15 protein-coding genes are annotated in these 21,302 nt (G+C 45.3%); 7 read left to right on the forward strand and 8 right to left on the reverse strand.

Annotated features, from left to right (window positions below; all coding sequences use genetic code 11):
- Positions 1 to 171: 171 nt before the first annotated feature.
- The 4 genes from OH461_RS09750 to hemL form a co-directional block, all read right to left on the reverse strand.
- Entirely contained in the window at positions 172 to 3,555 is a 3,384-nt protein-coding gene (locus OH461_RS09750) for a hybrid sensor histidine kinase/response regulator (RefSeq protein ID WP_270020431.1), read from the reverse strand.
- 196 nt (positions 3,556 to 3,751) lie between these two features.
- Positions 3,752 to 4,774 carry a 16S rRNA (guanine(1207)-N(2))-methyltransferase RsmC gene (gene rsmC, locus OH461_RS09755; protein WP_270020432.1) on the reverse strand — a complete coding sequence of 341 codons (1,023 nt, stop codon included), beginning with the start codon at positions 4,772 to 4,774 and terminating at the stop codon, positions 3,752 to 3,754.
- A gap of 88 nt (positions 4,775 to 4,862) precedes the next feature.
- On the reverse strand, positions 4,863 to 5,948 hold the full coding sequence (locus OH461_RS09760) for an AI-2E family transporter (protein ID WP_270020433.1): 1,086 nt from the start codon (positions 5,946 to 5,948) through the stop codon (positions 4,863 to 4,865).
- Positions 5,949 to 6,191: 243 nt separating this feature from the next.
- The gene (gene hemL / locus OH461_RS09765; RefSeq protein ID WP_270020434.1) at positions 6,192 to 7,484 is read right to left on the reverse strand and encodes a glutamate-1-semialdehyde 2,1-aminomutase; all 1,293 of its coding nucleotides are present in this window, start codon (positions 7,482 to 7,484) and stop codon (positions 6,192 to 6,194) included.
- A 282-nt stretch (positions 7,485 to 7,766) separates the two neighbouring features.
- Here hemL and erpA point away from each other — a divergent pair, with 282 nt between their 5' ends.
- The 3 genes from erpA to OH461_RS09780 all read left to right on the forward strand — a co-directional run bounded on the left by erpA (position 7,767) and on the right by OH461_RS09780 (position 12,657).
- Positions 7,767 to 8,108 carry an iron-sulfur cluster insertion protein ErpA gene (gene erpA / locus OH461_RS09770; protein ID WP_260259862.1) on the forward strand — a complete coding sequence of 114 codons (342 nt, stop codon included), beginning with the start codon at positions 7,767 to 7,769 and terminating at the stop codon, positions 8,106 to 8,108.
- Between the two features lie 332 nt (positions 8,109 to 8,440).
- Positions 8,441 to 9,532, forward strand: a complete 1,092-nt coding sequence (locus tag OH461_RS09775) for an efflux RND transporter periplasmic adaptor subunit (protein ID WP_270020435.1) — start codon at positions 8,441 to 8,443, stop codon at positions 9,530 to 9,532.
- 8 nt (positions 9,533 to 9,540) lie between these two features.
- A complete protein-coding gene (locus OH461_RS09780) occupies positions 9,541 to 12,657 on the forward strand; it encodes an efflux RND transporter permease subunit (RefSeq protein ID WP_270020436.1) in 3,117 nt (1,038 codons plus the stop codon).
- A gap of 63 nt (positions 12,658 to 12,720) precedes the next feature.
- Here the strand turns inward: OH461_RS09780 and OH461_RS09785 are convergent, their stop codons facing one another.
- On the reverse strand, positions 12,721 to 14,007 hold the full coding sequence (locus tag OH461_RS09785; RefSeq protein WP_270020437.1) for a peptidoglycan DD-metalloendopeptidase family protein: 1,287 nt from the start codon (positions 14,005 to 14,007) through the stop codon (positions 12,721 to 12,723).
- A 126-nt stretch (positions 14,008 to 14,133) separates the two neighbouring features.
- Between OH461_RS09785 and tyrS the strand changes: the two genes are divergently transcribed.
- Both tyrS and OH461_RS09795 read left to right on the forward strand, forming a co-directional pair.
- Entirely contained in the window at positions 14,134 to 15,321 is a 1,188-nt protein-coding gene (gene tyrS / locus OH461_RS09790; RefSeq protein ID WP_270020438.1) for a tyrosine--tRNA ligase, read from the forward strand.
- 406 nt (positions 15,322 to 15,727) lie between these two features.
- On the forward strand, positions 15,728 to 16,573 hold the full coding sequence (locus OH461_RS09795) for a magnesium transporter (protein WP_270020439.1): 846 nt from the start codon (positions 15,728 to 15,730) through the stop codon (positions 16,571 to 16,573).
- On the opposite strand, the gene dacB is transcribed toward OH461_RS09795, so the two are convergent.
- A complete protein-coding gene (gene dacB, locus OH461_RS09800; protein ID WP_270020440.1) occupies positions 16,552 to 17,979 on the reverse strand; it encodes a serine-type D-Ala-D-Ala carboxypeptidase in 1,428 nt (475 codons plus the stop codon). The genes OH461_RS09795 and dacB overlap by 22 nt on opposite strands.
- 100 nt (positions 17,980 to 18,079) lie before the next feature.
- The gene (locus OH461_RS09805) at positions 18,080 to 19,138 is read right to left on the reverse strand and encodes a porin (RefSeq protein ID WP_270020441.1); all 1,059 of its coding nucleotides are present in this window, start codon (positions 19,136 to 19,138) and stop codon (positions 18,080 to 18,082) included.
- 518 nt (positions 19,139 to 19,656) lie between these two features.
- Between OH461_RS09805 and greA the strand changes: the two genes are divergently transcribed.
- The gene (greA, locus tag OH461_RS09810; protein WP_260259938.1) at positions 19,657 to 20,130 is read left to right on the forward strand and encodes a transcription elongation factor GreA; all 474 of its coding nucleotides are present in this window, start codon (positions 19,657 to 19,659) and stop codon (positions 20,128 to 20,130) included.
- 62 nt (positions 20,131 to 20,192) lie between these two features.
- Here the strand turns inward: greA and yhbY are convergent, their stop codons facing one another.
- On the reverse strand, positions 20,193 to 20,489 hold the full coding sequence (yhbY, locus tag OH461_RS09815; RefSeq protein WP_270020442.1) for a ribosome assembly RNA-binding protein YhbY: 297 nt from the start codon (positions 20,487 to 20,489) through the stop codon (positions 20,193 to 20,195).
- Between the two features lie 154 nt (positions 20,490 to 20,643).
- Between yhbY and rlmE the strand changes: the two genes are divergently transcribed.
- Positions 20,644 to 21,273, forward strand: a complete 630-nt coding sequence (gene rlmE, locus OH461_RS09820) for a 23S rRNA (uridine(2552)-2'-O)-methyltransferase RlmE (protein WP_260259853.1) — start codon at positions 20,644 to 20,646, stop codon at positions 21,271 to 21,273.
- Positions 21,274 to 21,302 lie beyond the last annotated feature (29 nt).

Below are 21,302 nucleotides of genomic sequence, written 5' to 3' on the forward strand. Positions count from 1 at the left end.
ATAGGGCTTTTTTAGCGTTTTTTACAGCGATTTTTAAGCATGAAAAATGAGTGATTTAACGTGGTTTGAGAAGTTGTTTTTCGACGTGTAAAAACTGTAATGAGAATGATTATCTCGAAGTAAAAAAAAAAGCCCGCATTTGGTGCGGGCCTTTAAACTAGGGAGGCGAGTTTAGCTCGTTAATAAATGCTGTAACTTATCACGCTGCTCTTCAATATGAGTACGTTGTGACGTTGGTTCCTTACAATGCTCAAGGATGTAATCTAATGAGTTCAGCACGGTGCGCCAACGCGGCGTTTTTGGTAGCGTTTCAATACGCAGGTATTTATCCAATGTACGTGTTTGTAGCGTACTGCGGTCAAGGTAAACGCGCCACAAGCCACTTTGCTCGGCAAAGGTGAACTTAGTTTGCCCCGTCGCACTCTCCCAGTAATCGATCGCGCTTGTCATGGCGTCTACCAATACTTCACGCATGATTTCTTGCTTAGACTGAGATTCTCCGGTGACCTTATCTGCAAGGCGGGTAAACTCACCACCGAGCTCTTTTAACTGCTGCAGCTTGCCTTTATCGCCGTCAAATGCGTAGCTTGAAAGCGCCTCGATCGCCGTCTCTAGATTGTTAATCCTTACCGCATTGATGCCGCCACCGACATTGAAGATGTACATCGATTTAAGCCCTGAAGCCTGTGGTAACTTGAGAATATCCGCAGAGACGTGTTGGCGAACGTCTTCAACATAAATATCAACGTTGCCACAGAAGTGATCTTGGTCTACATCAAGGAAGCGTGGTGCGAGGATTTCTTCTGCGTTGGAGCGTTTTAATTGTTCTGTCGAACGCTTAAATAGACGAGAAGCGGCTTCGTTGGCAAAGCGGATACGTCCATCTTCACGAATACAGATGATGGCCTCAGGCGCAGATTCGAGTTGTTCTAGTAATCGGCCTTGTGTTTCAAGTAGGCTTGCTTCTACGTTGGCACGTTCTTTCAACTCGATTAATAGCTGTTGATTCTCAACCCGTCGCTGCTCGGCCTTGCTAGCGGTTAGGTGTGCAACGATACGGGCTGCGAGCTCCTGCTTATTAAATGGCTTAGACAGGTAGTCATTAGCGCCGGCGTTAAAACCGCGCACTCGGTCATCAGGCTGGTTGAGGGCCGTTAACATGATGATAGGTAGTTGCGTATGGTCATAGCTTTCTCGCAGAGTCTGACAGACTTGGTAGCCACTAATGCCCGGCATCATGATGTCGAGTAGCAATAACTCAGGTTTTTCCTCTTCAATTTTCTGCAGTGCTTCGTAGCCATCTTTAGCGGTACGCACTTGGTAACCGGCGAGGCGTAGGAAGCTTTCGAGCACCCGTAGGTTGACTGGTTCGTCATCCACCACCAACAGCAGCGGGCCATCAGGGTTTTCTGGCAAGCTTGCAGGAGGTAGCTCTGCGGTTTCATTGTTTTCTGGTGCTCTGAAATGCAAGCTGTCTAAGTGACTGGCCTGCTCTATCTGCTCTTCTGTAGCCAGTGGCAGGGTAAAGCTAAAGGTAGTACCCACCATCGGCTGACTGCTGACATACAGTGAACCGTCCATCAGTTCAATCAACTGGCGACTGATTGATAACCCTAAACCCGCACCTTGGCGGTAACGGCTTGAGTCTTGACCTGCTTGGATTAATGGCTCAAAGATGTGTTCCAGTTGATCGGCAGGGATACCTTGGCCTGTATCCACGACTTGTACGCGAATGTTGTCATCTACAACGGACGCGGAAATGACAATCTTACCTTCACGGGTGTACTTGATTGCATTGCCGACAAGGTTGTATAGAACCTGCTCAAGGCGCTGTGGATCAGCTGCGACCCACAAAGCCTCGACCGGAACTTGGTTAATGATGCGAATTGGCTTGTTACCCAATAGATGAGATGACAGTTCAAGTACCAATCGAGTTGAACTCGCAAGGTCAACTGCGCTGAGCTCTATATCCAAATTGCCATAACGCATTTTATGGTAGTCGAGTAGGTCATCAACCAAGGTCGTTAAGCGTTGACCGCTGCTAATAATGATGTCGAGTTGGTACTTATGATCAGCGGTAATTGGCCCGCTCGCACCTGATATTAATGCTTCAGCAATACCGACCATACCGTGTAATGGTGTGCGTAATTCATGCGAGGTCGTTGCTAAGAAGTCATCTTTCAGTTTATTGGCTAGCTGAAGTTCATCATTCTGTTTTTGAATGACTTTTAGATTGTTCTCAAGCTCTTCATTTTGCTTTTTGATCAGCTCAATCTTCTCACGAATAGAACGCTGCATACGTTCAAAGCTGACGGCCAGACGGCCGATTTCATCTTTACGTTCGGTATTAATCTCCGCGTTGAGATCGCCCGCAGAGGCTTTCTCAGCCGACCATGTCAGCTTAAGAAGTGGAGCAGTAATGAAGTTGGAGAGATAGTGTGATGCGATGACCACCAAAATGATGGCAAACAGCATCGCAAACACGAAGACGGTTTCCAGCTGTTGCACGCGCGCAAAGGCATGTTTCTCAGGGACTTCAACCACCAGTGCCCAATTAATGCCTTTTTCTTTGATGTGACTATATGCAGCAATGGTATCTTCGCCCAGAGCATTTTTGTAAGTGCCTACTTCAGAATCGGATGTAAATGCACGTTCAATAATGGTGCGGTTATTGTCGACATCCTGTTGCTCGTAGGCGAGGGTTCGCAACTTGTAGTCAGCGCCCACTAACAGAGTCTTAATATCCCAAGTTTGGTTATTGTCCGCGATTAGCTTCGTTAGGCTGTTGTTTGGTAGGCGGAACATTGCGTAGCTGTGTAAGTGACCTTGTTGAATGATCGGCGCGCCTAACCATGCCACGTATTTGCCTTGCTGCATTTCAAAGTCAGAGAAAATAACGGGCGTATATTCTTCATTGGTTTTGCGCGTGGCAGTCACTTTGTCATGCAAAGTTTTAAACGCTTTACCTAAGTTGTCATCATGGTACTTGCCCGTTAATAGGTTGGTACCGTAGTTGTCATGTTTGTAAATCGAATAGGTGACGTTGCCGTTGATATCGACCAGCAAGATATCATCGAAATCAGAGCGTTTAAGCAACTCTAAATAAGCGCGGTGGTAACGCTTGTGCAATAAGCGATAACGTTCCGTGCCATTGTAAACTTGAGATTGCGGCAAAATCGCGGTTTTTATTTGATCGCCAGAGCCTTCAAGATAACGTTTTTGCGCATATTCGCGCGCTTGCTCGATGTCTAAGCCTAAACTTTGGAACGCATTGACGAGGCCATAAAAGCGACCGCCACTTGCATAAGCCAGTTCAGAACGGACAAAACCCATCACTTCCGACTCTTTCGCATCGAGATAATCGACGATTTGCTGGTGCTTACTATCACGAACAGAGATTAGGTGAGAGGTACTCTGCTCTTGCAAGTCCTGACTGTGTGAGTGAAGGAAGAACAGTGCCGTGATGGTTAAAGGGGTAATACTCAGCACCAAAAACGCCAACATGAGCGTATTTTGCAGGCGCTTAAACCTTTGCTTTCGGTACAACTTGAACATATTAGATGTATGACTTTCCGTGAAATACAGCAAGCGGACTGCTTACCGTTAAAAACGTAGATATTCCTAAAATGACAAAATTAACGAGTTTTTTTACTTTGACAAGTAAGTAGCACGGAAAGCGTGGATAGAGGCGCAGTTTTAGTGATGGGAGAGTATAAAACGCCCAGAATTGACGTTAATTCTGGGCGTGACGTTATTTGCTCGCGTGGTAAATGACAAATTTATTAGTCTTATTTAGCGTCTCACAATTACCAAATGCTTGTTCAATGATCGGAGGGTATTTGAGGAAGCTGTTAGCCACGATGATCAGCTGACCTGCAGCATTAAGGTACTTTGGCGCGTCAGCAAGTAGCGTTTCAGTCGCGCTATAGCTGGTATCTAACCCTGAGTGGAAAGGTGGGTTACTGATGATGAACTCATAGTTTGATGATACTTGAGAGTATACATCTGTCGCGAATACGTGGCCTTGCAGATTATTAGCCGCTAGCGTTGCTTTGCTTGACTCTACTGCAAGCGCGCTCACGTCGCACATCTCTAGCTCAATTGCAGGGTTGAGTATTGCCATGACGCTGCCAATGACGCCAGCCCCGCAACCAAAGTCGAGCACTTTACCTTTCAGTGTCGGCAAGGTATCGAGCAGCAACTTACTGCCGATATCGAACTCTCCATGGCTAAAGACGCCGGGTAGGCTTTTAATCGTTAGTTGATGGCCTTGGTATTCAACTTGATAGCTCTTAAACCAATCTTGGAGGTTAAATGGTTTCACCTCTTGAGTGCATTGACCCCAATAGAACGAACAGCGACGAGCAGAATCGTACTTAGTGATGATGCCGTAAGGTTTGAACATCTTTTCAATGCTTTTTATACCCGAGCGATTTTCACCCACAACAACGATTTCAGTATTTGTACCTAGCTTGGCCATTAGCATCGCAAGTAAGAATTCAGCTTCTGCTTTCGCTTTTGGCCAGTACAGCAGCACCATGTCCGCTTGGGTGTCTTGATCGAACTCCGCTCCAAATACAGTGGTTACCTTAGAGTAACCTTGCATCTTACGCGCATAGCCATAATGAGTAGTAAACACGGTGACAGATTCACAGTGTTCGGCAAGTTCTACAGGGAAAAGGTCTTCCGCTTCACCAGCGATGACGACGTGTTTTCCTGAGAAATAAGCCAGTTGTCGCTCGGCAATTTGGCTTGGGGCAATATAGGCAGACATGGTTTAGCTCGATTGATATCGGTTAAATAAAAAGAGGGAGGATTCTCTCACAATCCTCCCTCGCTTAAAACTATCAGTATGGTTTGGTTTAGGTCTTATCTTGAGAGTCTAGAAAGTCGGAGAACTCTTCTTCGTAAAGATTGAACAATACAATGGTGATTGCAAAGATCAGTGGGCCATAAATTAAGCCGACTAGGCCGAATAAGTGTAAACCACCTAACAGCGAGAAAAAGATCATGAGCGTATTCATGCCCGCGCTGCCTTGCATTAAGAATGGGCGCAGTAAGTTATCAATTGAGCCAACAATAGCTACGCTCCAACCAAGCAGGGCAAAGGCCCAGAAGGTATCACCAGTTAAGAACAAGTAAGTGACCGCAGGCACCCAAATTAGGGCTGTGCCCACCACGGGGATAAAGGACGCAAAACCCATCATGGTACCCCAGAACAAACCTGGGAATCCGGCGATAGCCATACCAATACCACCAGCAAAACCTTGTGCAATCGCTGTGAGGAATGATCCCATAACCGCCGATTTAGATACTTGCTCAATCTCTTCTAGCAGTTTGTCTTCTTGGCTACGAGATAAAGGCAAAATATGACGAATAGCTGAAATGATTTTGTCGTGATCGCGCAGTAGGAAGAACAGAACAAATAACATCAACAAGAATGACATCAAGAAGTTAGTTGCATCACCAAGAATTTTAGCGCTGATACCTACTAAGTTCGAGCCAAACGAAGTGGCGAACTCGGCCACTTTCGAGGCAATGCCCTGTGGGTTGATTTCGTCAAATGGCAAGTAAGTGTTGATCAAGCTGAGTCCTTTTGTCACCCATGGATGCTCGAACACTTGCTGAATACCACCATGAGTCACCCAGTGATACGTGTTTTGTGAGAACAAGGAGCCTTGTTGAATAATGGCGGCAAAGACAAATAATAGTGGGATGACAATAATAAACGTCAGTACGATGCATGAGAGCAAAGCGACAACGTTTTTATGATTGGGCAACTTGCTTTCAATCCATTCGTGGATAGGGAACATCAGTAAAGAGATGATGAAGGCCATCACAATGGAGTTTATATAAGGCTCGACCAACAAAAAACAGGCGGCGGCTGCAACAAGCAGTGCAGCAACGAGCACCCAGTGGCTTGAGGTAATTTTGATCTTATCTGACACAATGTTGTCCAATAGGTAAAGAGGTTAGCAGTATAATGGCTCTAAATCAGAGCGTTATCAATCGAGAGTTAATATTATGGGTTGTTGCAATAACGATAAATGTAGTCAAGAAAATCATCAAAAACCAAAGAGACGTATTCCTTGGTTTAGTTTATTAGTGGTGGGTATTGGGCTGCTGGTAGTTTTCAACTGGCAATAAAAAAGGCCGCGATTCTCGCAGCCTTTAACTTATTTGAGTCTTGGTTAAGCGTCTTGAGCCAAAATTGCAAAACAGCGGTCAGCCGCTTCTAATGTTGCTTCAATCTCTTTCGAACCGTGCGCTAAAGAAGTAAAGCTTGCTTCAAATGCTGAAGGTGCAAGGTAAACACCGTGATCAATCATTAGGTGGAAGAAGCGCTTAAAGCGTTCAACGTCGCATTTCGTTACGTCTTCGTAGCAGGTTATGCTTTCTTGCTCAGTGAAGAAGAAGCCAAACATACCACCTACTTGGTTGACCACTAATGGAATACCGTGTTTGTCTGCTAAATCTTTAAAGCCATGTGCAAGCTGCTTAGTTTTGCTTGCTAGGCGCTCTTCATTGCCTTCGTTGCGAAGTACATTTAGGCAGGCAAAACCTGCAGCCATGGCAACAGGGTTACCAGAAAGTGTACCAGCTTGGTAAACAGGCCCTGTTGGTGCGATGTATTGCATCACATCTTTACGACCACCAAATGCGCCAACAGGCATGCCGCCGCCAATTACTTTACCTAGTGTGGTTAAGTCTGGTTTGATGTTGTAGTGTGCTTGAGCGCCACCCAGTGCAACGCGGAAACCCGTCATCACTTCATCAAAGATCAGTAGCGCGCCTTCTTGGTCACAGATTTCACGTAGACCTTGGTGGAAGCCGTCAACCGGTGGGATACAGTTCATGTTGCCAGCCACTGGCTCAACGATGATACAAGCAATTTCACCTTTGTTGGCCGCGAATAGCTCACGTACAGAGTCTAAATCGTTAAATGTTGCCGTTAGGGTATGTTTAGCGAAATCAGCCGGAACGCCCGGTGAGCTAGGTTGACCTAACGTGAGTGCGCCAGAACCTGCTTTTACTAGCAAGCTGTCAGCGTGGCCATGGTAACAACCTTCAAACTTCATGATCTTATCGCGACCAGTAAAGCCACGAGCTAGACGAATCGCACTCATGGTTGCTTCAGTACCAGAGCTCACCATGCGAACTTGTTCCATTGAAGGCACAAGCTCAGAAACTAATTCTGCCATGTTGATTTCTAGTTCAGTAGGAGCACCAAAGCTCAGACCACGCTGCGCTGCATTGATCACTGCTTCGCGGATGATGGCATGGTTGTGGCCAAGGATCATCGGGCCCCAAGAACCTACGTAATCAATGTAGGCTTTTCCGTCCGCATCAAAAATAAGAGGGCCATCAGCGCGCTCCACAAAAATCGGGGCTCCGCCTACACCATTAAAAGCACGTACTGGAGAGTTCACACCACCTGGGATGGTATTCTGTGCCTTTTGATACAGTTCTGCTGATTTGGTCATTGATATATCCTCTTTTGATTGCTCGGACCAATTTGGCAGGCATTGTACCTGTCTGCCCCACTTCAAGAAATGCTTTCTAGCACATTCTGCGCAATTTCAACGCAATTGCCTTAGAAATCAGAGTGAATCAGTGGATACTTGCAGAGATTGTTGGTGAATACTTGAACGCTACACTCAGGTATTAGATAATCCCATCATTAAGTATAAAAAATTGTCGCTATTTCTAAGCATGGCATAGGCCATCTAGACTAGAAGTAGAACTATGAAGTGAGAGAGGTCGTCGTGAGCGAAGCTAGCATTCCCCTAAAGTTCTCTGATGCAGCCGCACAGCGTGTAAATGCATTGATTGCAGAAGAAGAAAACCCAGAGCTGAAATTACGTGTTTACATCACTGGTGGTGGTTGTAGTGGTTTCCAGTACGGATTCACTTTTGATGAAAACGTTAATGACGGTGATACTACAATTGAAAACAGCGGCGTAACGCTGGTTGTGGACCCTATGAGTCTGCAGTACCTGATCGGTGGTGTGGTTGATTACACTGAAGGGCTAGAAGGTTCACGCTTTTTCGTAAATAACCCTAATGCAACAACAACTTGTGGTTGTGGTGCGTCATTTAGCGTGTAATTGAATTCAATACTGAATTGTCTGAAGGCTGCCATAAGGCGGCCTTTTTATTGTCGATGGTTTGGTATGCGCCGCTATTCGAGATAGATCGATATCATATTCTAGTAAATTATAAATTTAGGGTAATTTATAAACTTGTTATCCGCGTCATCCTTGTTATTCTAGGTTGAGTAAAAAAACGTCAGTGCTGATTTTATTAGGTTGTTTGAATTGGCTTTTTAGTCACAACCTTCAAATTACCGACCGTCCTAATCTGATCACACTTATTGCTAAATCAGTAAAAGACGTCATGAGCCATTAGGAAGTAGGCTTATGTAAATAAAAGGATAGTTATGGCTAAGTTGTCTTTGTCGCGTTATTTGGCGACCAAACCCTATATTGTTTCGCTGTTTCTTATTGCGCTACTGAGCCTTTGGCTTGGTCTTGGTGCTCTAAAAGCTGAAGATGAAACGGCTCAGAAACAGCAAACCACACAAAATATCCCTCTTGCCAAAGTGGCGTTTCAAACTTTTCATTCAGAACCTACTCATAAAACCATCGACTTGTATGGTCGAACCGCGCCGGATCGCCAAGCGAAGCTCGGTGCAGAATACGCCGGTAAAATTGTTCGATTGCAGGTTGATAAAGGCGACTCGGTGACTAAGAACCAAGTCATTGCTGCGATTGATAAAGGTGATCTCGATATTCAACTTAAGCGTGCTAAAGCCATGCTGAATGTGCGAGAAAAAGAGTATAAGGCTGCTCAAGCGCTGAAAAAGCGTGGTTTGCAAGGTGAGGTTGCCTTTGCCAATGCTCAGGCTGCATTAATTGAAGCAAAAGCGTCGGTCACCAATGCACAAATCGCGTTAGCGAATACTCAAGTAACCGCCCCGTTTGATGGCATTGTGGATCATCTATTTATCGAGCAAGGAGATTTTGTGGGTATTGGCGATCCTGTGGCATCCCTAATTGATCTTAGTAAATTGGTGATTGAGGCGGATGTTAGCGAGCGCCATATTCAAGATCTTAAGCTGAATCAGCCAGCGACTATTCGCTTTATCAATGGTCAAGAGACCCAAGGTAAGGTGCGCTACATTTCGCGTGTTTCTTCTGAATCAACCAATACCTTCCCCATTGAAGTCGAAGTAGCGAATCCTGAGCAAAAAATTCCGGCCGGGGTTAGTACGGAAGTGGCGCTCAATCTTCAGCAGCAATCCGCGGTTAAAGTGACTCCAGCCATGTTAGCTTTAGATGAGTCAGGCAATTTAGGGGTGAAAACGCTAGAGCAAGAGACGGTGAAGTTTGTGCCTATTCAGTTGGTAAAGGCAGAGCAAGATGGGGTGTGGCTAACGGGGTTAGGTGAGCAAGTGGATATCATCACCACCGGACAAGGCTTCGTACGCGATGGTGATCAAGTGATTGCGGTTGAGCAAGGTAAACAGTAGGAGGCGCTATGTTTGCAATCATTGATGCAGCGCTTGCGCGCACTCGTACTATGATGGTTCTGCTTGTGTTTATTTTAATCGCGGGGCTGATTACCTATATTACGATTCCTAAAGAGTCGAGCCCTGATATTGCCATTCCTATCATCTATGTTTCAGTTGGTCACCAAGGCATTTCCCCTAATGACGCTGAGCGTTTACTCGTTCGTCCTATTGAACAAGAGTTACGCTCGTTGGAAGGGGTGAAAGAGATGACCTCTACCGCGTCGGAAGGCCATGCTTCGGTGGTGTTGGAATTCTCTGTCGGTGTCGATCTTAATAAAGCTATGGCTGACGTGCGTGAGGCGGTCGATTTAGCTAAGCCTAAGCTCCCAGAAGACAGCGATGAACCTACTGTAAATGAAGTCACTTTGGCTTCGGAAGAGCCAGTCTTGAGTTTGGTGTTGTACGGAACAGTACCTGAGCGAACCATCGTTCAAATCGCTCGTAAACTGCGCGATAAGTTGGAAAGCTATCGCCAAGTATTAGAGGTGAAAATTGCTGGCGATCGCGAAGACATTGTTGAAATCGTTGTTGATCCCCTTCTGATGGAAAGCTATGGCTTGGATCAAGCGGATATTTACAATCTAATTGCGTTGAATAACCGAGTGGTTGCTGCTGGCTTTGTTGATACTGGCTACGGACGCTTTTCTGTCAAAGTGCCTTCGGTATTTGATTCTTTAAAAGACGTACTTGAATTGCCGATTAAAGTCGATGGCAAGCAGGTGATCACCTTTGCTGATGTTGCCACAGTGCGTCGCGCCTTTCGCGATCCAGAAAGTTATGCTCGCTTAGATGGAGAGTCGGCGATCGTGCTTGATGTCAGTAAGCGTGCTGGCGAAAACATCATAGAGACGGTAGAGCTCGTTAAGCAAGTGCTCACTGAAGCGCAGAAAACGCCGGAGTGGCCGAATAACCTATTGGTCAAATACACATGGGATCAATCTGATGACGTTAAGATGATGCTTAACGATCTGCAAAATAACATCCTATCGGCGATTATTTTGGTGGTCATTGTCATCATCGCGATCTTAGGGGTAAGAACCGCACTGTTGGTTGGTGTGTCTATTCCCGGAGCATTCTTAACCGGGTTGTTGGTGCTGGCCTTATTTGGTATTACGGTCAATATTGTGGTGCTTTTCTCCTTCATCATGGCAGTCGGTATGCTAGTGGATGGCGCGATAGTGGTGACTGAGTTTGCTGATCGGCGAATGCAAGAAGGTGTTGAACGAAAGCAAGCTTATCGTGATGCGGCGAAGCGCATGGCATGGCCAATTACGGCATCGACCGCGACAACCTTAGCGGCGTTTGCTCCGTTACTATTTTGGCCGGATGTTACCGGTGAGTTCATGAAGTACCTTCCGCTCACATTGATTGCTACGTTAGCGGCGTCTTTGGTGATGGCAATGTTGTTTGTGCCAGTGCTCGGAGGCCTATTTGGTAAGCCGCAAAATGTGACAGACACGAACCGCAAGCGAATGATGGCGCTACATGAAGGGGACTTTACCCAAGCAACGGGCTTAACCAAGTTTTATTACCACACACTAAGAGTTGCGATTGGCCATCCGCTTAAAATCTTAGGGTTAGCGATTTTGCTGGCGGTTGGAGTGGGCACCGCGTATTCCAAAGCGGGCTTAGGCGCTGAGTTTTTCCCTGAGGTCGATCCGCCATTTTTTACCATCAAAGTTCGCTCTTATGGCGATCTGGCGATTAACGAAAAAGATCAGTTAATGCGCCAGATAGAAGTAAAAATGATTGGTCATGATGAGTTTGAAAGCGTCTACACTCGCACTGGCGGCGATGATGTGATTGGTCAAATTCAAATTACCCCAGTGGATTGGCAATACCGACGCAGCGTGAAAGAGATCATCGCTGAGCTTAAGCAGATCACGGACAGTTATGCCGGGGTGGAGATTGAATACAAATTCCCTGATGCCGGTCCTCCGGTTGAAAGTGATTTAGTTATAGAGGTCACTGGTAATGATTTAACGGAGATTGATGTTGCTGCCAAGCAGGTAAGAGCGTGGGCAGATAAGAATCCTGCCTTTACCAACATCAGTGATAATTCGAGCAAAGAAGGCATTGATTGGAAGGTCGACATTCGTCGTGATGACGCGTCTCGCTTTGCCGCTGACGCGACTTTGGTGGGTAACACGGTTCAGTTCGTGACGAATGGTTTAACCATCGGAGATTACTTACCTGATGACGCGACTGAAGAAGTCGATATCTTGGTTCGTTACCCAGAAGACAAGCGCGATATTGGCAAGTTTGATGAGCTACGGGTGAAAACTCCGGCAGGGATGGTGCCGATCACCAACTTTGCCAGTATCGTGCCTGATCAAAAACAGGATACGATTCATCGCGTTGATGGCTTAAGAGTGATCAGCATTAAGGCAGACATGAATGATGGCTATAACTTAGCAATTGAACTACCAAAGATTGAACAAGCTTTAAATGATCTTGGGCTAAATCCTAATGTGGGCTTTAAATTGCGTGGCCAAAATGAAGAGCAACAAAACTCTTCGGCGTTTTTGCAAAATGCGTTTTTAGTTGCTTTGGTGGCGATGGCGCTCATTTTAATAACCCAGTTTAACAGTTTCTATCAGGCGTTTTTGATTCTTAGCGCAGTGCTGTTCTCAACTGTTGGGGTGTTTGCTGGCTTACTGATTTTCCAAAAGCCATTTGGGGTGGTGATGTCTGGTATCGGGGTGATTGCGTTGGCGGGTATCGTGGTTAACAACAATATTGTATTGATTGATACCTTTAACCAGTTACGCCGGCGCGGTTTAGATAAGCGAGAAGCGATTTTACGCACAGGGGTACAGCGTTTAAGACCCGTATTGCTGACCACCGTGACCACTATCTTAGGTTTGCTGCCAATGGTGCTTGAGATGAATATTGATTTGATTAATCAGAAGGTTGAGTTTGGCGCGCCAAGTACTCAATGGTGGTCTCAATTAGCGACTGCTGTCTCTGGTGGGTTGGCATTTGCAACTGTTTTAACGCTAGTGCTGACGCCATGTCTGTTGATGTTTAGCCGTAATAATTTGGCTCAAGAATCTGAGCAAACTGATGAAGTAAAGGTGTAGCCGCCGACTTCGTTTTCAAGCTTCTATAAACTAAAAGCGCTGGTCGAAACCAGCGCTTTGTTTTTATTTATTCGCGAGTAATTCTCGGTAGCGTTCTAACTTGTTCAGCCTAATCTCGGCATTGGCGATAAAGGTTTGTTTCGCTTTACCTTTGAGAGATTTCGACTGCGGCAATTTCACTGTACGAGCGTTTTTATGTACGCCGTGAACCAAAAATTCATAGTGTAAGTGCGGGCCTGTTACGCGGCCGGTTCCGCCTAAAGTACCAATGGTTTGGCCTTGTTTAACGCGTTGACCTGTTTTTACTGTGCGGCGTTTTAAATGCAAGTACTTGGTAATGTAGGTATTGCTATGTTTGATGAAAACGTAGTTACCATTGAACTGGTTATAACTCGATTTCTGCACGATGCCATCACCGGCGGCCCAAATTGGCGTGCCAACAGGTGCTGCGTAATCTGTGCCGCGGTGCGCGCGGACTTTTCCTGTTACAGGATGGCGACGAGTCGGGTTAAAGTTTGACGTTACGCGGCGAAAATCGAGCGGTGAGCGCAAGAAGGCTTTTTTCATCGCGCGCCCTTTTTCATCGTAATAATTGCCGGTGTTGTCGTCCAAAATCGCTTTGAAGGTGTCGCCTTGGTTGGTAAATATCGCAGCAATGATCTTTCCGCGACCCACGACTTCGCCTTCAACGATTTTTTCTTGATAGAGGATTTTAAAGCTATCGCCAGTGCGGATATCGAGGGCAAAATCGATATCCCAACCAAAGATGCCAGCAAGTTCCATGATTTGGTTAGCGGTTAGGCCGGCAGTGATCGCCGCATTCCAGAAGTTAGAAGTGATTGACGCTTCGGCGTAGTTGTATTGATGTACCACTTCTTTTTGGTCAATCTCATCGACAAAAACGTCACCTTTTTTGGTAATGAGGTACGTTTCGTATGCACTGAGCTGGCGCTTAATTTGGATAAGGTCATCGTTGGCGTCAAAACCAAACTGCAATACGTCACCGGGGCGCAGCTTAGTTAATTGGCGTTCAATTTCGTTATTGGTGGTCGTCAGTTGGTACAGCAAACGAGAAGATAAGCCTGCGCGTTGAAAAACGACAGCGGCACTTTCACCGGATTGAACTTGATATTTTTCCCAGCGAAGTTGGGCGAGTGGGGAGGCTTGCTCTGTGGCGGTTAAGTTTTCTGGTTTGATTTCTAATGGGTAAGTTTGGCCTACTTTATAAAAGCCTTCTTCTGTACGCAGAGACTTAGAGTCCGGCAGCAATAGAGCCACCACGATAAGTAATGTGATAAATACAATCAGTGCTTGGTGCATCCGTGGCAACCGAGCTAAAAGAGACAACATCTTGGTCCGTTCTAAAATTTCAATAAAAATGCTAGCTGATTAGTCTAACTGGTTTCAAAAAGCATCGCTATTCAAGTAAGATGTAAAATTACCATTTTTTTGCCAAATCTGTGGGAGTGAACAAGAATGGCGAGTATTGAAGCAGCACTGGCCGAGATTAAGCGCGGTGTCGAGGAACTGATTCCTGAAGAAGAACTGATTGAAAAGCTGAAAGAGGGTCGCCCTCTACGCATTAAATTGGGTGCCGATCCAACAGCGCCAGATATCCATCTGGGTCATACAGTTATTTTCAACAAACTGCGCACGTTCCAAGAGCTTGGACATGAAGTAACGTTCCTTATTGGTGACTTTACTGCAATGGTTGGTGACCCGTCTGGTAAGAACACCACGCGTCCACCGCTAAGCCGCGAGCAAGTGCTAGCAAACGCTGAAACATATAAAGAGCAGGTATTTAAGATTCTAGACCCTGCTAAGACAACAATTTCATTCAACTCTGAGTGGCTATCTGATTTAGGTGCTGAGGGTATGATTCGTCTAGCGTCGCACCAAACGGTTGCTCGTATGCTAGAGCGTGATGATTTCAAAAAGCGTTATGCTGGCGGTCAGCCAATTGCTATTCATGAGTTTATGTATCCGCTGCTTCAAGGTTATGACTCAGTTGCAATGGAGACTGACGTAGAGCTTGGCGGTACTGACCAGAAGTTCAACCTTCTGATGGGTCGTGAACTGCAAAAAGCGAACGGTCAAAAACCACAGGCTGTTCTAATGATGCCACTTCTTGTTGGTCTAGACGGCGAGAAGAAAATGTCTAAGTCTGCTCACAACTACATCGGTATTAGTGAAGCACCTAGCGAGATGTTCGGTAAGATCATGTCTATCTCTGATGATCTTATGTGGAGCTACTACGAGCTGCTGTCTTTCCGCCCATTAGGTGAAATCGCGCAGTTCAAAGCTGATGTTGAGCAAGGTAAAAACCCACGCGACATCAAAGTTTTACTGGCGAAAGAGATCATTGCTCGTTTCCACTCTGAAGCAGATGCTGATGCCGCTGAGCAAGAGTTCGTGAACCGCTTCGCTAAAAACCAAATTCCTGACGACATGCCAGAATTTGAGTTTGAAGCAGGCCTACCAGTGAGCAACCTTCTTAAAGAAGCGGGTCTATGTGCTTCTACGTCAGAAGCAATGCGCATGGTTAAGCAGGGTGCGGCTAAGATTGAAGGTGAAAAAGTAGCGGATGCCAAATTTGCACCTGAAGCTGGTACTTACGTATTCCAAGTGGGTAAACGTAAATTCGCTCGTATTACGGTTAAGTAATAGAGTACATTTGCACTGAATGATTTAAAGCGCCTTAATAGGCGCTTTTTTATTGCGCTTTTGATGCCCAATCGTGGGAATGCTTGTCGTAATTTGCTATCATCTGCGCGCTGCTAAATCGGCAGTTTATTTGGAGTTATTAATGAACAATACCGACCATCCTCCCAGTTGTGGGATGAATAAGACGAAGGGAGAAATGTAACCCGCTTTGGTATTGGCACTCCATGCTTCTACCTATCGGGTAGGGCATCCTTTGATTCCTCTTCTTTTTCTCTTTTCATTTTAGATTTCGATACTTCTTAGCGTATTTGTTATGCGGCTAGTGGCTATGTGTTGTTGCTGCTTTTCGATGATTTCGCTCGGCGTATCTGATGGTCGTTACCTTAAGCTAATCGGGAGATTCGCCATGACGGTAATGAACAATATCTATATGGAAAATTCTGCCAATTTTTCTTTAGAAGAAATTGGTGCGGCTAGGAAAGCCTTTTTACAATACGATCAAACACATCAGGTTCACTTGTTGACTGTTATGCCGATAGAAGAAGCGGTAGGGATTTTACATCACTGCTCGCTAGGCTATGTTCAGCAGCTTTTATCACTATTAGAAGAAAGTGGCCAAGAGAAGTTGGCGCGCCATTATGCGCACCAACTGGGGTTGATCTATTCCGAAGCCAACTTAAGTGCCAGCTATTTAACCACTTCAGTGATGGAGCATGTTAAACAGCGCATTGGCTGGATTGTGGCGTTAGCTCTACTTGGCATTGTGTCTGGGCTAATCATCGCTCAGTATGAAGACATGCTCAGCCAGTTAGTATTGCTTGCGGTGTATATGCCGGTGATTGCTGCGGCTGGTGGTAATACTGGTTCGCAGGCGGCAACTTTGGTCATACGGGCTTTAGCAACCGGAGAGCTGCGTAAGCGGCAGTGGTTGTCTGTGCTTTGGAAAGAAAGCCGAGTTGCGGTTTGTTTGGCATTTGCGATTGCGGTGGTCATTATCGCTCGAGTGATACTGTTTAGTGATAGTAGCTCTGCGGGGGGCTTTGACTTAACCACGATTGCTGTTGCTATTGCTGTGGCTTTGTTTGTGCAGGTGACGATATCGACCACGTTGGGAGGCTTACTGCCCATTGTTGCTCGGGCTTGCAAGCTAGACCCTGCGGTGCTGGTTAGCCCTGTATTGGCCTCTGTGGTCGATATATCGGGGATGTGGATTTACTTCACTGTGGTTAATTACTTTTTAGCTTTAGCCTGACTGTATTTCAGCACATCCTGATAGAACAGCTGTTCAAATTGAGTAATAGGGGCGATGGTAGGTTTATCATCGTCCTTTTTAACTGGGTGGTAGTCCGCGACATATTGAACAAAAATGGTCGCTGGATTGCCATGACTATCCAGTCCGTATCCTGCCATGTTCTTACTGCCATAGACAGAACCACTCTTCGCAATAAGCTTTCCTTTCATAGGTTCATTACGCATACTTCGACGGTATTTTAATGTGCCATTCTCGCCAGAGGTTGGCATCAATGCGATCAAATTGAGCTGAGCATCATTTTTCCAGATAAAGCGCAGTACTGATGCCATGTCTTGGCTAGTGAAAAGGTTGTTACGCGATAGCCCCGAACCATCGACAATTTTGGTGTGGGCGAGGTCAATTCCTGCTTTTTCTAATAGCAGTTGCTTAATTGCTTCAGTGCCATTGTTGTAGCTGCCAGCTTGGTTAAAGTACTGAGCGCCAATAGTTTTGGCCAGATTGTCGGCAATCAAGTTGTCAGATTTACGTAACATTACGCTAAGTAGCTCAGGCAGCTTAGCAGAGTCATGTCGGGCAATCTGACGATAAGGGCCAGTATTTGGTTGGCCAATACGGATATCCCCTCTCAGTTTAATCCCCAATTGATTTAGTGTGCTGTGCAGCATTCGTTGGGTATAAAGAGCTGGATTTTGTACCGCAAACTTCAGCGGTAATGGTTTTTTACGTTCAACAAGACAGCCTTGCAATTGGTAATGGTTATCTGGCGTGGTCAGTAACTCTAAATCACAGTTGCTCTCTTCATAAAATTCTTTAGTGACGGTTTTTGCCGTTGAGTTAACGTAAATAGGAAAGTGCTCAGGCGTGTAGACGCGCGTTGCACCATTCTCTTGCGAGTAGATGGAGGCTTGGACGCAGTTTTCATCTAAGCTGATCGCTGCGGAAGGCGCGCTGTAGCAGACGCCGACGATATCCCAAGGCCATCCTACAGCGCGTTCGTAGCCTGTAAATACAGAACCATCAAGCCAAAGATCACCCTTAATCTCTTTTAAACCTTGTTGCTTTGCACTGGTGAGTAGTTGTTTTAAATCGTCAGACCTTAATGTTGGATCGCCGCTAAAGCGAATAACCACATCTCGCTGGTTGGTTTCGATTTTTGTGGTGAAGCGAAAGTCATCCCCTAACTGCAATTTAGCGGCTAAAGCGGTGACGACTTTTAACGTGCTAGCGGGTGGAAAAAACTGATCGCGATTTGATGTCGTTAGGTAGGGCGTCGTTTCTTGCAGAGGTTCAATAGCAATAGCAACGCGACTGCCTTTTGGTAGATGATCAAGCGGGGCATAGGCAAATACTTGGGCTGAACACAGAAGCGCACTTGCAGTGAGTAGGACACGCGAAGAAAATTTCATAGCGGTTAAAAGAGCCAAATTGACGAAAATTGCTTTGAGTATATAAAAAAAACGCCTGCAAGCGAGCAGGCGTTTGAAGTTTGTGACTTATAGTCAGCAATTAGAAGTCGTAACGTAGACCTAGTGCTAGTTCATCTTCAGCATCTGCTTTTGTAATGTTTTTGCTTGCATCTTCAGAAATTAGGTTGAAGTTGTAAGAAACGTAACCGCGGAAGTTAGGCTTGAAGTAGTAAGTCGCGTCAATTGCGATGTTGTCTGCTTCGTCAGCTTTAACGCCACCTTCTTTAGACTCAAGGTAGTTGTATGTTGTAGAGAATACCGCTTGGTTTAGTGAGTAAGCCGCTGCAAATTCGTAACCAGTTAGGTCAGTTTTGTCGCCTGTTGCTTTGTCTTTATCTTGACCATCAACGAAAGTACCTGCGAAGTATAGGTCGTTGATTGAGTAAGACGCAGCAAGCATGTATTGGCTACGATCTGTAAGGTGGTTTTGACCTGCGTCGTCTTTAATAAACTGGTTACCGTCTGCGTAACCCGCACCTAGTTTAAGACCAGTTTCGCCTAGTGCGTAGATAGCAGATAGTGAGTAACCGTCAGCATCGTTGTTATCGTAGTGAGTGTTGTTGCTGTTTGTAGGAGTTACTTCAGTGATGTCAGAGAAGCGGTAGCTTGCTTTCACACCTAGGTCTGCAAATTGACCTTTGTACGAGATCATGTTGTCAGTACGGTCAGCGATAGCAATTTTGTAAGCCGCTGAGTTACCGTGGTATGCCATGATATCAGTGAAGTCTGTGATTACGCCAAGAGCGCCATCGTTTTTACCGTAAGTAACTTCACCGAATGCACCGCCGATACCAGCATACGCGTAACGGTTAGTTAGGCTGTCTGCGTCTGTGTCAGTCGCTTGACCTTTATCTGCTGTAGTTAGCTCGCCTTCGTAGAAACCAACACCGTATAGACCGTTGCCGATGTCTGTTTTACCTAGGAAGTTTAGACGGATACGTGATTTATCATCTGCGTTGCCATCTTTTAGAGATAGACGAGCTTCAGCGCGGCCGCCCATTTCTAGAGATGTACCGTCTTGGTTGTAGAGTTCCGCTGCGTGTGCACCAGTCGCTACTGCTGCAGCTGATACTGCTAGAGCAATCAGAGTTTTGTTCATCTTATTAGTCCTAATTTCTGTCCATAAATCGTTTTATTAAGTTGAAGCCAGTTAGAACCCGACTTCATAACGATATCCACTAGTAACTTAGAGCGAATAAAATCAAACACTTCTCTAAGGCTAGGGTGGATAATTCGTGAGCCAAGTTGTACCGCCAAAGTTCCGGTGTTCGTTAGTAAAACGATATAAATTTGGGTTTTGAACGCTGTTTTTTATGGTGGGTGTTTGGTGTAAGTTGCTAATTATCAGGCACTTTTTATTTATATGAACCGAGCCGAAAAGATGTGCATTTTTTCTTTTTTTTAGCTTTTATTAGTATGGATTTATCCGCAATTAGCAGAAATTAAGGTAAGAAACTGCATGCAATGTGAGATAGCAGGCGAGTCGAATGGAATTAAGATGATTTAGTCTCAGAGTTTGTTTACACTAAAAGAAATGAATAATTGCACTCGCTACCTGACCCCACGGGTTGGGTAGTTTTGTTTTGTCCAAAGTTTGCTTTGGCATAGAGGTATATGATGGAAAAAGTTCCAATGACATTACGTGGCGAACAACAGCTACGTGTAGAATTAGATCGACTACTTAAACTTCGCCCGCAGATCTCTGAAGCGATTGCTGAAGCGCGCGAGCTAGGTGATTTAAAAGAGAATGCGGAATACCACGCGGCTCGTGAAGAGCAAGGTATCTGTGAAGCTCAAATTCGTGATATCGAATACAAGTTATCTGTTGCTCAAGTTATTGATGTAACCAAAATGGATAACACAGGTAAGATTATCTTTGGTTCAACAGTGACATTGATTGACGTTGATACTGACGAAGAGAAAACTTACCAAATCGTGGGTGATGATGAAGCAGACATTAAAACAGGTCGCATCTCAGTAAGTTCACCAATCGCTCGTGGCCTTATCGGTAAGATGGAAGGTGACGAAGTTGTGATTACCACTCCTGGTGGCGACAAAGATTTCGAGATTGACCGCGTAGAATACATCTAAGCGAACACTCAGAAAGCAAAAAGGTCGCCCTAGGCGACCTTTTTCTTGTTCCGTAAACGCTATTATTTACGTGGAATCTCGATTTTACGCTCTTCAGTTTGGCGGAAAAGTACTAACGTTTTACCGATTACTTGTACTTTTTCTGCGCCAGTTTCACGAATGATCGCATCAACGATAAGGTTTTTCGTTTCACGATCTTCAGAAGCGACTTTCACTTTGATCAGCTCGTGGTGATCTAGAGCGATTTCAATTTCCGCTAGAACAGCTTCAGTAAGTCCGTTTGCGCCCATAAGCACGACAGGTTTTAGACTGTGCGCTAGGCCTTTTAGATGCTGCTTTTGTTTAGTGCTTAGGTTCATTACGCGGCCAATTTTATTTAATATTAGGGTTGAAAAACGTCATTTTAACGCCATCTATGCTTGAAGACTATAATTTATTGGTCAAAGCCCACTTGTTGTTAACCACAATGAGTAAGATATAGAGCATGGCGTCTCTCTATTTATTAGGAATCAGATGAGTAAACAAAAACATTCAGCGAGCTCTGGCCGTTGGTTGAAAGAACATTTTGATGACAGATACGTAAACGAAGCTAAGAAAAAAGGCTACCGTTCGCGTGCGATCTTTAAGATCGAAGAGATTCAAGAAAAAGACAAATTACTAAAGCCAGGCATGACAGTTGTCGATCTTGGCGCGGCTCCGGGTGGTTGGTCTCAATATGCGGCTAAGATTGTTGGTGACGAAGGCCAAGTCATTGCGTGTGACATTTTACCAATGGATTCCATTGCTGGGGTGGCCTTTTTGCAGGGCGATTTCCGCGAAGATTCTGTACTAGAAGCATTGCTTGATCGTATACAACCAGACATGGTTGATATTGTGATGTCGGACATGGCTCCGAACATGGCAGGAAATTTATCTGTCGATCAACCTCGTGCAATGTATCTTGTTGAACTAGCATTAGATATGTGTCGACAAGTTCTAGCACCTAATGGTAGCTTTGTGGTGAAAGTCTTCCAAGGTGAAGGATTCGACCAATACGTGAAAGATGTTCGCGATATGTTCAAAGTTGTGAAGATTCGCAAACCAGATTCTTCAAGAGCTCGTTCTCGCGAAGTATATATCGTAGCCACTGGTTACAAAGGTTAACTATTTGCTTGTTTGAGCAGCAGTTAACA

Source organism: Vibrio sp. LaRot3 (genome assembly GCF_027587025.1).
Lineage (GTDB): Bacteria > Pseudomonadota > Gammaproteobacteria > Enterobacterales > Vibrionaceae > Vibrio.